The following is a 13,557-nucleotide window of genomic DNA, read 5'->3' on the forward strand; positions in this document are numbered from 1 at the left end:
ATTTACGTTTATTTGCACTTGCTTTAACATGCGTAGAATCAATAAATACATGTTCAGCACTAATCAACTTTTTATCAGAAGCTTCTTTTAGAATGCGGTAGAAGATTTTTTGAAATAGATCTGTATCCTTGAAACGTCTTTCATAGTTTTTTCCGAAGGTTGAGAAGTGGGGGACTTTATCATGAAACCCAAAACCTAAGAACCAACGATAAGCAAGATTTGTTTCAATTTCTTCAATAGTTTTGCGCATAGAGCGAATACCGAAGGTATATTGAATAAAAGCCATCTTAATTAATACAACAGGGTCAATACTTGGACGACCACGTTCAGATGAATACATATTCTCAACTAATTTATATATAAATGAAAAATCAATAGCAGCTTCTATCTTACGAACCAAGTGATTTTCAGGAACCAGCTGGTCTAAAGTAATCATTTCTAATTGATCTCGATTTACTTGTGTATTTTTAGTAAGCATTTCAATATCACCTCGATATTCTATAACATAATTATACAAAAAATGTCGACAAAATCCTTTAAAAAAGGATTTTGTCGACAGTCTGAAATGCCCAGCTAATAGCTGGGCATTTTTATGCATCCTGAAAATACTCTTTGTAATATCCTCCGACTTTATCGGTATTGTCGATGATATAATAAAATTCATCTGTTTCATTTTTTACTTCGTAAACTTTACCGGCTGTTAATACATTGTTTACTATATATTTTTGTGCATTGGTATGTGTACATAGCACTTTTTTAATTGTTTCACGATTACGCCATGTTAAATGAATCATTGATGAATATCGCCCCTTTTAAAGTACATAGTCTAATTTTAAGTATAAACATACATTTGATGGGCGCGCAATAATATAATTATTTCTTTAAAATTAAATGAATTTTATATTTAGCATTTCCTTTGCTTTTTCACGTAGTCGATATTTTTGAATTTTTCCGGAGGCGGTCATAGGATAGGAATCTGTAAATTCAATATAACGAGGGATTTTATGTTTAGAAATTTTTCCAGTACAGAAACTTTTTATTTCTTCTGCCGTAGCGGTCTCTCCATCCTTTAAGATGATCCAAGCCATTACTTCTTCCCCGTATACTGCATCTGGGACTCCAACTACTTGAACATCGAGAATCTTAGGATGTTGATAAAGAAATTCCTCAATTTCTCGAGGATAAATATTCTCCCCACCTCTAATAATCATATCTTTAAGACGTCCGGTGATTTTACAATAACCTGCTTCGTCCATCACAGCCAAATCACCTGTATGGAGCCACCCGTTTTGATCGATTGCCTCCCTCGTGGCAGCATCGTTTTTGTAATACCCCTTCATAACATGGTATCCTCTTGTACATAATTCTCCTTGTACCCCCCGTGGTACCTCCTTATCTGTTCCCGGTTCCACAATTTTTACCTCCACGTTTGGAAGAGGTTTACCAACTGTTTCAACTCTTAATTCAATTGGGTCATTCGTTCTAGTTTGTGTAATGACTGGGGAAGATTCGGTTTGTCCATAGGCAATAGTAATTTCCGTAATCCCCATTTTTTCGATTACTGCCTTCATGACTTCGATTGGGCAATTTGAACCTGCCATTATCCCCGTTCTAAGGGAGGAAAGATCATACTTTTCGAAATCAGGATCATTCAATTCTGCGATAAACATTGTTGGGACACCATGAAGGCCTGTACACTTTTCATCCTGTACAGTTTGCAGTACCCTCTTAGGACTAAAATCTTGAACCGGAACTATGGTTGCACCTACTGAAACACAGGCCAGTGTTCCAAGTACACAACCAAAGCAATGAAAAAATGGAACGGGGATACAAAGACGGTCTTTATTTGTCAACTTCATGCAGCCAGCAATATTGAAAGCATTATTCACAATATTGGAATGAGTAAGCATTACCCCTTTTGGAAAGCCAGTAGTCCCAGAAGTATATTGCATGTTAATTACATCATCTACTTCCAGTGAGTTCATTCGCTGATCAAGTTCCTTGTCCGAGACTAACTCCCCCAATTGCATTATATCCTCCCAGGAAAATGTACCAGGGTATCGTTTCTCTCCTAATACAACGACATTCCTTAAATATGGCAACCGTTTGCTCTTTAATCTTCCTGGTTCGGAATTTTTTAGCTCTGGCACAATTTCATATAACATATCAATATAGGATGAATCTTTCCATGTATCCATTAACAGTATCGTGGTAGTATCAGATTGCTTTAACAAGTATTCCAATTCGGCAGTACGGTAGTTTGTATTAACAGTGACTAATACTGCTCCCATCTTTCCTGTAGCAAACTGCGTAATCAGCCATTCAGGAGTGTTTGACGACCAAGCAGCTAGATGTTCCCCTTTTTCTATACCAAGTTTCATAAACCCTTTTGCGGCTCTACGACAAATTTGGTCAAATTCTCGATAGGACCATCTAAGATTTCGATCGGAATAAACTACCGCTTCCTGGTCAGGATGCAAATTTGCTTTTTGTTCCAGCAATTTGCCTACTGTTAAATTTAATAAAGACGACATCCATCTACCCCCTATGAACGATAAAAAAATATAAAACGTTTTCAAAAATATGTTAACACATTTTAATGAATATTCAATATTTTTTGAATATATAATTAAAAATAACATTATAAGAATGTTTGAAATTTTATGAAATAATTACATGAAAGGGTTCTCAAATTTGTGATTAACTATTACAATAATAAAAACTAAATATTTAAAGCTACTTTCCAAGGAGGGCATTCTCAAGTTGAAAATTATGAGTAACGAGCAGCTGGTTGTTTCGTATCGAGATGCATTAAAGTCTGGGAAGGAAAAAGAATGGATCAGAATTTTGAAGGATGAAATAGAACGGCGAGGATTAAAGGCAATTAAAAAATAATATTATCCAATTTTAAAACCGCTGAACTTCATTCAGCGGTTTTCATATCAATAATCTAGTTGTTTTGTCATGTCAATTGTGACATTTTTTTATTTATAGAAAGTAATTGTTTTAGTTCATCCATTTTATTCTCATTAAACAATTCTACAATCTTACTTCCTACAACAACTCCATCACAGTAATTGGATAATTCCATTATTTGGTCATGATTATCTATTCCAAAACCGGCTAAAACCGGCAGTGGGCTAAATGATTTTACTACATTTAAAAATGAATATAATTCTTTATCCATATCAATTCTTGTACCTGTTATTCCCTTAATAGTTACTGCATATAAAAATCCTTTACCTTTGGAAGATATTTGTTTAATGCGCTCAACAGGTGTTGTTGGGGTGACAAGACGAATAAGTTCGACCCCTACCTCCGAGAGTTTTGGTGCAATCATCTCTTCTTCCTCAAGAGACAGATCAGGTATAATACATCCATCAATCCCAGCATTATTTATCGCTTCAACAAATCTATCGATACCAAACGCATAGATGGGGTTTAAGTACGTCATGAGAATGATTGGAATCGAGACTTGCTCTCTTGCTTTCTCTAGTTCTTCGATAATCCCTCTCAGTGTCGTTCCATTTTGAAGTGCTCTCATTCCAGCTCTTTGAATCGTTGGTCCATCTGCTACCGGGTCTGAGAATGGAACTCCAACCTCTATAGCTGAGGCACCAAATTTTTCAAGAAGGATAAGCCGATCAACAAGACAATCTAACCCTCCATCACCTGCCATCATATAAGGAACAAAGGCCTTACTGTTCGTTTTATTTAATAATTTAAAGGCCCTTTCAATTCGATTCATTGCGCACTTCCCCTTTCAGCAAAGTCTTCACTGTTTCTACATCTTTATCTCCCCGTCCTGATAGGCAAACAACGATATTTTGAGTAGAAGGCATTTTTGATGCCAGCTTGATTGCGAAAGCGATCGCATGTGCACTCTCAAGTGCAGGGATAATTCCTTCTAGTTTCGATAGTAATTGAAATGCATCTAGTGCTTCCTGGTCAGTGATCGAATAATATTGCGCTCGACCGGTATCCTTTAAATAACTGTGTTCCGGTCCGACACCTGGATAATCAAGTCCTGCTGAGATGGAATGTGCTTCTTGGATTTGACCATCTTCGTTTTGCAATAAATACATTAAAGATCCATGTAAGACACCCGGCTTGCCCTTTGTTAAAGTTGCAGCATGATAGGAAGTATTTACTCCCTTCCCGGCAGCTTCTACCCCATATAATCGGACTTCTTTGTTATCGATAAAAGGATAGAACATCCCCATGGCATTACTCCCGCCCCCGATGCAGGCTACAACGGCATCAGGAAGCCTTCCATTTACTATGAAAAATTGTTCCTTTGTTTCTTTACCGATTACACTTTGGAAATCCCTTACGATCATTGGAAATGGATGTGGCCCCATCACAGAACCAAGTAAATAATGTGTATCATCTACATTGGCCACCCAATACCTAAGGGCTTCATTGACTGCATCTTTTAAAGTTGCACTGCCTGAATTCACACTGACAACCTTAGCTCCTAATAATTCCATTCGGAAAACATTCAACGATTGACGTTTTATATCCTCTTCCCCCATAAAAATAATACAATCTAGATTTAAGAGCGCACAGGCAGTTGCTGTTGCTACTCCATGTTGTCCTGCTCCTGTTTCCGCCACGATTTTTCTTTTTCCCATACGGACAGCAAGCAATGCCTGCCCGAGAGCATTATTTATTTTATGAGCACCCGTATGATTTAAATCTTCTCTTTTTAAATAGATGGAAGCACCACCAGCATGTTTTGTGAGATTACTAGCAAAATATAATGGAGTTTCTCTACCTACATACTGTTTTAATAAACCTGTTAGCTCTGAATAAAATCCTGGATCCTTTCTTGCCTCTTCATATGCTTGTTCTAACTCAATAACAGCCTTCATTAATGTTTCAGGTACAAATCTTCCCCCGAATTTCCCAAAATGACCCTGTTCGTTCGGTAATGTATAAACACTCATTTTACTTCCTCCTTCACCATTCCTTTAACCTTTTCAATAAATGCTTTAATTTTTTTTAAATCCTTTACATCGTCTGTTTCAACCCCAGAACTCACATCGACCATGTAAGGGTTCAATATTCTGATAGCCTCTTCCACATTTTCAATATGAAGGCCTCCAGCAATAATTACCTTTTTATCTCTTAAAATACTTAAATCTGCCTCATTCCAACTAAACGGAGTTCCATTTCCCCCTCGATATTTTCCCTTTGGCCCATCCAGTAATATATATTCACTAGGAAAATGTTGAACACGTATTAAACTTTGACTGTTTTGAAAGCTAATGGCTTTAATCACAGGTAATGAAAGGGACTTACTAAATAATGCCGTTTCATCTCCATGTAATTGAAAATGTGTAAGGCCGGCGATCTCTGCAATTCTCTCCATCTCATCTTTGGATTCATTTACAAATACCCCAACCTTAAACACTCTTTTTGGTAAATGTGAAATAATCTCCCTGGCCTTATATGCGGAAATTTTCCTCTTGCTCTCAGCAAATACAAATCCAATGGCATCTGCACCATATTCGGCAGAGGCTACCCCTGTTTCCACATCCATTATCCCGCAAATTTTCACCTTCATTATTTTCTCTCCTCCAATAATGGCAAGCGAAAATCATTGAAAACTTGCTGTAAGTTTTCACTTCTCATGAAGGCTTCACCTACTAATATTCCATTTGCCCCAGCATTTCTCACCCTAGCTACATCCGCTTGATCAAAAATCCCGCTTTCACTGATAAGAAATGCACCTGATTGTTTAACTTTTGGAGCTAATATTTCAGTTACTTCAAGTGAAACTTGAAAAGTCTTTAAATCTCGGTTATTCACACCAATTAGTTTTGCACCCACCTTAAGGGCAACTTCTAATTCAGTCTCATTATGAATCTCCACAAGTACCTCTAGTCCTAAATCTTTCGCATACTCGTAAAGCTCTTTGATTTGTGATTCTTCCAATGCCGCAGCAATTAATAAAATCAGATCTGCCCCATGGGAGGAAGCGTGATGAATTTGAACCGGGTCAATAATAAAATCTTTACAAAGGATTGGAAGATCAACAACTTCTCGCACCACATTTAAATCAGAATATGAGCCTTTAAAAAAAGTTTCATCCGTTAATACAGATATCGCAGCAGCTCCATTTTTTTCGTATAATACTGCCTGTTTTGCAGGATGAACTGCATTGTTTATCATGCCTTTTGAAGGTGAAGCTCTTTTAAATTCGGCAATAACCGAAATTTCTCCCGCTTTCTGCAATGTTTCAATAAAAGATTTTTTTTGGTTTGCATCCCGTTGAAATGGGACCTGTTTCTCACGAAGCAGGATGACTTCCTGTTTCTTTTTCTCAATAATTTGATCAAGGATCGTTGTCACCTACATTGCCTCCTTCTGTAATGAACGAGTTTTCTCTATCAAGGCCATAAGTTTTTCATAAGCTACACCTGAATCAATAATATCCCTGGCTAGCTGAATTCCAGCCTGAATGGTGGGAGCTTTTCCTGCTGTATAAATTCCAATACCAGCATTAAACAAAACTGTGTCTAAATAGGCTCCTTTTTTACCTTTTAAGACGTTGACTAAAATGTCCGCATTTTCTTTTGGGTCCCCACCCTTAATTCTGCTATTGTCATACTGTGGTAATCCAACATCTTCAGGATAAATGATTTGATCTGAAATCCTTCCGTTTTCTAAAATAGTCAGCCTATTTTCTCCCTGAAGAGAGGCTTCATCCATGTAACCTGCCCCATTGATAACAACCGCCCTTTTCCGTCCTAATTGATTCAACACTTCAGCAAAAACATGTAATAAATCTCTTCGATAAACCCCCAGCAATTGGTAGTCTAAGTCAATGGGATTAGACAAAGGCCCAATAAAATTAAAAATTGTTGGTATTTTTAGCTGTCTTCGAACCATCATCACTTTCTTTAATTTTGGATGAACATGTGGAGCAAATAAAAAGGCGATTCCAATTTCATGAAGAATTTCTTCTATGCTTTCCGCAGGCAAATTCAAGTTCACCCCTAAAAACTCAAGTACATCCGCACTTCCGGTTTTGCTTGAGACACTTCGATTCCCATGTTTGGCTACCGGAATTCCAGCCCCTGCAATGACAAAAGCTGAAGTGGTGCTTACATTAAAACTAGAAGAACCATCTCCCCCAGTTCCACAATTATCCAGAACATTCGGAATCTTCTTTTTAAAAGTAAGTGTATTTGCTTTCATCGCTTTTACAATACCGACAATTTCTTCTACGGTTTCCCCTTTTGATTTTAATCCCATTAAAAAGGCAGCTATTTCTGATTCGGATATATCTTCTCCTAGGATATAATCGACCGCTTCCTTCATTTCACTCTCTGAAAATGATTGGTGTTCAGCCAATTGAAGCAGAAATTTTTTCATTTTTCCTCATCCCTTCTATTTCACTTAAAAAATTTTCAAGTATTTGTTTACCTGTTGGGGTTCCAATCGATTCTGGATGGAACTGCAGGCCATATACCGGATAATGTTTATGTTTAATGGCCATTATTTCTTGGTCATCTATGGAATAGGCTATACACTCAATCTCTTCAGGAATGGTGTTTTTATCAATGATTAATGAGTGATACCTCATAACTTCGAAATTTTCGGATAAGTTATAAAAAATTTTGCCTCCGTTATGATGAATGATTGATGTCTTCCCATGCTTAATAATGCTTGCTCTTTTAATCTTTCCGCCAAAAGCAGCACCAATTGCTTGATGACCAAGACAAATTCCTAAAATTGGAATTTTTTTATAAAAGGTTTGAATGACTTCCATACAAATTCCAGCATTTTCAGGTTTTCCCGGTCCAGGAGAAAGGATGATTGCCTTTGGCTTTAATTGTTTAATATCTGTTGTATTTAATTGATTGTTTCGATAAACAATTACCTCTTCTCCTAGTTCTCCTAAATATTGATATAAATTAAATGTAAAAGAATCATAGTTATCTATGAGTAAAATCATTGTGGTGTCCCCCCTACCAAAAAGGACCTCATTTTATTTAATGTTTCTTCATATTCCGATTCTGGATTCGAATCATAAACAATACCAGCCCCCGCCTGTATATAAGCAGTATCTTCTTTTAAAATCATCGTTCGAATCGCAAGGGCAAAATCCATATTCCCATTTACCGATAAATAACCAATCGCTCCCGAATAAAGACCACGCTTAGATTTTTCCAATTGATTGATTATTTCCATCGCTCTGACCTTAGGTGCGCCGGAAACGGTCCCTGCAGGTAGACTAGCTGCAATCGCATCAAGTGGTGACTGATCCTTTCGAAGTATGCCGCTAACCTCTGAAACAATATGCATGACATGACGGTATTTTTCTATTTCCATATACCTCTTAACATGAACGGATCCAAATTCACAAACTTTTCCTAGATCATTTCTTCCAAGGTCGACAAGCATTTTGTGCTCTGCCAATTCTTTTTCATCTTTCAAAAGCTCTTGTGCAATGATTTGATCCTCCGAACTGTTCCTTCCTCTTCGTTTCGTTCCAGCAATCGGATTGGCAATCACCTGTTTTCCTCTTGTTTTTATTAAACTTTCAGGTGAAGAACCAATGACGGTATAATCATCAAAATCAATATAAAACATATATGGTGTTGGATTTTGTGCACGGTGTTTTCGATATATTGAAACAGGAGAACCAATAAATTTTGATTTCATTCTTTGTGAAAGGACAACTTGAAAAATATCTCCCGAAAGAATATACTCCTTGGCTATAGCAACCTTTTCTACAAATTCTTTTTTTGTCATTTCGGATTGAAATTCAGAAAAATGAAAAGCCTCCTCCTCCAAATAATGAATAGGTTGTTTTAATTCTTTAATCCTTAAATCCATCATTTGTTTGACGGTCTCTTCGTCACTTCCTTCCGATAGCGGCACACCAACAACGTATACTTTATCCTCAAGATGATCGAATGCAATAATTACTTCATAAAACATTAAGTGCACATCTGGCATATTGATACTATTTGGATACTCCTCCCCAATCGTTTCGAATTGTCTGACAATATCATAACCAATATATCCAACCGCACCTCCAATAAATGGGTAGGGACTTTCTTCCAATATTGGAGAGGGGAATAATTTTTTTAATGTCTCTAATGGATTCTCTTTAATTTCCTTTCTGCCAGTCTTGGTGACAATCGTATTTACATCTCCTGATGAAATTAGTTCAAAAGATGGATCTGCACCGATAAAGGAATACCGACCATTTGCATTGTATTTTTGTGAACTTTCAAGTAAAAATTTCTTTTTCCCACTGATTTTCTGCAAAATCAAAATAGGTGTTAAACTATCACCGTTTAATTCTTTTATTAATACGGTTGATTTCATTTTCATTATGCATCTCCTTTTAAAAAGAAAAGTGTAAGTGCCCTGCTCAGTATGGCAAATAGCTACCAGTTTACAGGGTTCGCTGATCATACTTTCGAAGCCTTAAAAAAATCTTGTATCCAATAAAAAAGTCCTCTATATGCATAACATTTGTTATACATATAGAGGACGATTTATCCAACCGTGGTGCCACCTCCATTCGAAGCAGAAGAACTGCTCCCTCATTTCAGATACAGAAGCGAATAAAGCGCTCGATATCCTATCCTTTTAACGGTGGAATTCCGTCCATCCCTACTATGGTTCAAGATGGCTCTCACAAGTCCATTCCACTTACCCTTTCTTATCGGATTCCACCTTCCCCGACTCTCTGAAAAGAAATGAATAAGTGTACTACTCTTGTTCAACGATTTACATCATTAAATTTTATTAGTCTTTCTAATTTTCTTAGGTGTAAATATCTCTCGGAGAAATTATGTTTTCTTCTCTTACACACGATAAAATGCAATCACATCTTATGAGTATCTAATGTGTCTTGCCACTCGAAAACTTATGTTATTTGGTTTATACACCCACAAAATAAAAAAGCCTCCCATCCTTAAAAGGACGGAAGACCCGTGGTGCCACCTTTATTAGCTAAATATTAGCTCACTTTACCAGTATCAAAGCTTTACACTTTAATACCTATCTCTTGTAACGATGAGATTTTTCGCCAAAGCCTACTATCCATAGGAGTTCGGTTTGGAGGCTCGGAAGTCCATTCACTAATACATCTTCACTGATTCGCACCAACCATCAGCTCTCTAAAGAATCTGTAATAGCTACTACTCTTCGTCAATGCCTAAAGCTCATTTATTTTTTTCTATAATATTACAATGAAAAAGTGATTGTCAAGATAGAATAAAAAGAATTTTTTGAAAACGTTTTAAAATTCCATATTAAGGAATTATTTATGTATTGTTTTTTTTATCATAAATGCCCATATTAACAATACAAATTATTTAAGGTAGGATAGAAGTTAAATGGAACATATTGAACAAATAGATAAGCTACATAAGACCGGAAAATATAAAAACTCAAAAGAAAAGAGTCGGTCCAATAATATATCTAGCCAGAAATGGGCTATACTTTCACTATCTTCCATTCCTTTAGTTATGACTTTAGGTAACTCCATGCTTATACCCGTACTACCTATTATGGAAAGAAAATTATCGATCTCATCTTTTCAGTCTAGTTTAATAATAACCGTATATTCCATTGTGGCTATCCTTTTAATACCAATTGCTGGTTATTTATCTGATCATATTGGAAGAAAAAAAGTCATTATTCCGAGCTTAATTATTGCCGGAATCGGCGGCTTGATTTCTGGTTGGGCTGCATGGAAATTAGATCAATCTTATTGGTTGATTCTAATCGGCCGTGCACTCCAGGGAGTAGGTGCCGCAGGAGCATTTCCAATTGTTCTTCCATTAGTCGGCGACATGTTCAAGAATGAAAACGATGTCAGTATTTGTTTAGGGTTAATTGAAACATCCAATACTTTCGGTAAAGTATTAAGCCCTATTTTTGGTGCGCTCCTTGCAGGATTTATTTGGTTTCTGCCCTTTTTTTCTTTTCCAATCTTTTGTGCCCTTTCTGTTATTATGATGCTTTTGTTTGTTAAAACTCCAAAAAGGGCACAAAAACCAATACCTTACAAAGATTTTCTACATGGATTAAAAAATACTTTTACCAATGAAGGAAGATGGCTTTATGCCATTTTTGTCATTGGTGGTATCCTAATGCTAGTTCTATTCGGAATCTTATTTTATCTATCAGAGATATTTGAAACAAAATATGGAATAAATGCACTTAAAAAAGGTTTTTTCTTGGCCTTTCCCCTAGTAGCTCTTTCATTATCATCATTTATTAGTGGAAAATTAATTAAAAAAAATAAAATTTTAATGAAATGGTTAACTTTTAGCGGGATTCTTATTGCCGCTTTATCCATCGCTGCACTTTGGTTTTCAATGAAACTTTGGTATATGATTAGCATGTTTCTGATCGTCGGTATAGGGATTGGAATAGGCCTCCCATGTTTGGATACTCTTATTATGGATGGTATAGAGAAATCGGAGCGCGGTACCATTACTTCTTTTTATTCATCAATGAGATTTATTGGAGTTGCTTCAGGTCCTCCGTTAATTGCTTTAATCATGAAATTTTCAAATAATTGGATTTTTATTATCATGAGTGGACTTTGTTTCATAGCTGCGTTGATTGCTTTATTTGCCATTAAACCGAAGCATGGAGATTAAAAAAAAGCCGGTAATGGTCATCCATATACCGGCTTGTTCCTTTTTATGAATTTACAGGCTTTTTCAAGATCCCAATTAATAATGCAGTTACTAAAGCACCAACAAGAATAGCGAATGTATACATTAAAGCTCCATTCTCAACCAATGGCACAACAAAAAATCCTCCGTGTGGTGCTCTTAGTCCGATTTTAAAGGCCATCGATAATGCTCCGGCAACTGCGGAACCAGCCATTAAAGCAGGAATGACACGAAATGGATCGGCTGCAGCAAATGGAATCGCTCCTTCAGTAATAAACGATAAGCCCATTACAAAACATGCTTTACCCGCATTGCGTTCTTCCGCTGTAAATTTATTTTTAAATAACGTTGTTGCAATAGCAATTCCAAGTGGTGGAACCATCCCTGCTGCCATAATGGCTGCCATTGGCTCATATACACCGCTAGCCAGAAGTCCAGTTCCAAATACATATGCTGCTTTATTAATTGGACCACCCATATCAAAAGCCATCATCAATCCAAGTATAATTCCTAATAATATGGCATTTCCAGTTCCCAATCCGGTTAACCATTCTGTGATTGAAGCATTCAACCAAGCTACAGGTTTATTGATGACATATAACATGATAAATCCTGTTGCGGCAATTCCTAATAAAGGATAAATGAGGATGCTTTTAATCCCTTCTAGAGATTTGGGTAGACGACTAACCAATTTCTTAATTAGGAGGACAAGATAACCTGCAAGATAACCTGCTATTAATCCTCCAAGAAACCCAGCTCCACCATTAGCTGCTATTAATCCGCCAATCATTCCTGGTGCAAAGCCTGGACGGTCTGCGATACTAAGTGCGATAAATCCTGAAAGAACTGGGACAATGAGACCAAACGCATTCCCACCGCCGATGGTCATCAAAGCTTCTGCAATCGGATGATAAGACGGATCATCCGGTTTGAACGCATTGTAGCCAAACAAGAAGCTAATAGCGATTAATATACCTCCACCAACTACAAATGGAAGCATATTTGAAACACCGTTCATTAAATGCTTATAAAATCCTTTTTTGGTCCCTTTTTGTTCCGTTGATTTTTCATTCGGTCTGTCACCTCCGTTATAAACAGGTGCGTCCCGTTTCAATGCTTTTTCAATAAGTTGTTGAGAACGGTGAATTCCATCTGCAACAGCTGCCTGAATGACATGTTTTCCTTTAAATCGTTCCATTTCTACATTGATATCTGCTGCGACAATAACAGCTGTAGCCTTCTCAATTTCCTCTTCGGTAAGAATATTCTTAGCACCGCCAGAACCGTTTGTTTCAACCTTGATTTCAACACCCATTTCTTTCGCCTTCGCTTTTAATGAGTCAGCAGCCATATATGTGTGAGCAATTCCTGTCGGACAACCGGTAACAGCTACAATCAAGTCCTTTTTTACAGAATTTGTGGATTTCTTTGTTTCTTCTTTATCAAATCGATTGATTATATCAATAATTTCATTCGGGGATGTAGCTTTCAAAAGTTCATAACGTACTTCTGCTTTCATTAACAGCCCTGAAAGCCGCGCCAAAGCTTCTAGATGGGTATTGTTCGCCCCCTCAGGTGCTGCAATCATAAAAAATAAATGGGCCGGTTTACCGTCTAATGATTGATAATCAACACCTGATATAGATTTACCAAAAGCAATGGCAGCTTCTTTAACAGCTTTTGTCTTAGCATGTGGGATCGCTATCCCGTCACCAATACCTGTTGTACTTTGTTCTTCACGCTTTAAGATGGCGGCTTTAAATTCATCACGATTCGTGACTTTCCCCGCCTGATATAGCATATCCACCAGTTGCTCAACGACTTCTATTTTTTGATTACCTTCTAAGTGAAGCTGAATCGTATTTATTGATAACAATTCGGTAATTTTCATAAGTCT

General features: G+C 36.9%; 13 protein-coding genes and 2 other annotated features. Of the genes, 2 read left to right on the forward strand and 11 right to left on the reverse strand.

Features of this window, described 5'->3' with window-relative positions; genetic code table 11:
* From G4Z05_RS08420 to G4Z05_RS08430, 3 genes are all read right to left on the reverse strand, one after another.
* Positions 1 to 478: transposase (locus G4Z05_RS08420; RefSeq protein WP_205597402.1), on the reverse strand; the 478-nt coding region annotated here is incomplete at its 3' end.
* A gap of 112 nt (positions 479 to 590) precedes the next feature.
* Positions 591 to 794 carry a DUF6501 family protein gene (locus G4Z05_RS08425; RefSeq protein ID WP_163251434.1) on the reverse strand — a complete coding sequence of 68 codons (204 nt, stop codon included), beginning with the start codon at positions 792 to 794 and terminating at the stop codon, positions 591 to 593.
* 93 nt (positions 795 to 887) lie between these two features.
* A complete protein-coding gene (locus tag G4Z05_RS08430; protein WP_163251435.1) occupies positions 888 to 2,642 on the reverse strand; it encodes an AMP-binding protein in 1,755 nt (584 codons plus the stop codon).
* 130 nt (positions 2,643 to 2,772) lie between these two features.
* On the opposite strand from G4Z05_RS08430, the gene sda reads away from it, so the two are divergent.
* A complete protein-coding gene (sda, locus tag G4Z05_RS08435; RefSeq protein ID WP_374717586.1) occupies positions 2,773 to 2,895 on the forward strand; it encodes a sporulation histidine kinase inhibitor Sda in 123 nt (40 codons plus the stop codon).
* A gap of 67 nt (positions 2,896 to 2,962) precedes the next feature.
* Here sda and trpA read toward each other — a convergent pair whose 3' ends face one another.
* From trpA to trpE, 7 genes are read right to left on the reverse strand one after another with little or no spacing between them, the layout of a single operon-like run.
* Positions 2,963 to 3,748, reverse strand: a complete 786-nt coding sequence (gene trpA / locus G4Z05_RS08440) for a tryptophan synthase subunit alpha (protein WP_163251436.1) — start codon at positions 3,746 to 3,748, stop codon at positions 2,963 to 2,965.
* Positions 3,735 to 4,949 carry a tryptophan synthase subunit beta gene (gene trpB, locus G4Z05_RS08445; protein ID WP_163251438.1) on the reverse strand — a complete coding sequence of 405 codons (1,215 nt, stop codon included), beginning with the start codon at positions 4,947 to 4,949 and terminating at the stop codon, positions 3,735 to 3,737. The genes trpA and trpB overlap by 14 nt, the downstream gene beginning before the upstream one ends.
* Complete coding sequence (locus G4Z05_RS08450) at positions 4,946 to 5,569, reverse strand: phosphoribosylanthranilate isomerase (RefSeq protein ID WP_163251440.1); 624 nt, start codon at positions 5,567 to 5,569, stop codon at positions 4,946 to 4,948. The genes trpB and G4Z05_RS08450 overlap by 4 nt, the downstream gene beginning before the upstream one ends.
* Positions 5,569 to 6,357, reverse strand: a complete 789-nt coding sequence (gene trpC, locus G4Z05_RS08455) for an indole-3-glycerol phosphate synthase TrpC (RefSeq protein ID WP_163251442.1) — start codon at positions 6,355 to 6,357, stop codon at positions 5,569 to 5,571. The genes G4Z05_RS08450 and trpC overlap by 1 nt, the downstream gene beginning before the upstream one ends.
* A complete protein-coding gene (gene trpD / locus G4Z05_RS08460; RefSeq protein ID WP_163251444.1) occupies positions 6,358 to 7,383 on the reverse strand; it encodes an anthranilate phosphoribosyltransferase in 1,026 nt (341 codons plus the stop codon).
* Complete coding sequence (locus G4Z05_RS08465; protein WP_163251446.1) at positions 7,355 to 7,966, reverse strand: anthranilate synthase component II; 612 nt, start codon at positions 7,964 to 7,966, stop codon at positions 7,355 to 7,357. Before G4Z05_RS08465 ends, trpD begins: the two co-directional genes overlap by 29 nt.
* Positions 7,963 to 9,354 carry an anthranilate synthase component I gene (trpE, locus tag G4Z05_RS08470; protein ID WP_163251448.1) on the reverse strand — a complete coding sequence of 464 codons (1,392 nt, stop codon included), beginning with the start codon at positions 9,352 to 9,354 and terminating at the stop codon, positions 7,963 to 7,965. Before trpE ends, G4Z05_RS08465 begins: the two co-directional genes overlap by 4 nt.
* Before the next feature lie 155 nt (positions 9,355 to 9,509).
* Positions 9,510 to 9,761: a binding site (T-box leader), on the reverse strand.
* Between the two features lie 183 nt (positions 9,762 to 9,944).
* Positions 9,945 to 10,192, reverse strand: a binding site (T-box leader).
* Between the two features lie 175 nt (positions 10,193 to 10,367).
* Here trpE and G4Z05_RS08475 point away from each other — a divergent pair.
* Positions 10,368 to 11,642, forward strand: a complete 1,275-nt coding sequence (locus G4Z05_RS08475) for an MFS transporter (RefSeq protein ID WP_163251449.1) — start codon at positions 10,368 to 10,370, stop codon at positions 11,640 to 11,642.
* A 43-nt stretch (positions 11,643 to 11,685) separates the two neighbouring features.
* On the opposite strand, the gene G4Z05_RS08480 is transcribed toward G4Z05_RS08475, so the two are convergent.
* Positions 11,686 to 13,551, reverse strand: a complete 1,866-nt coding sequence (locus G4Z05_RS08480; protein ID WP_163251451.1) for a PTS fructose transporter subunit IIABC — start codon at positions 13,549 to 13,551, stop codon at positions 11,686 to 11,688.
* Positions 13,552 to 13,557 lie beyond the last annotated feature (6 nt).

The sequence above is a fragment of the Neobacillus thermocopriae genome (assembly GCF_010975035.1).
GTDB classification, from domain to species: domain Bacteria; phylum Bacillota; class Bacilli; order Bacillales; family Cytobacillaceae; genus Neobacillus; species Neobacillus thermocopriae.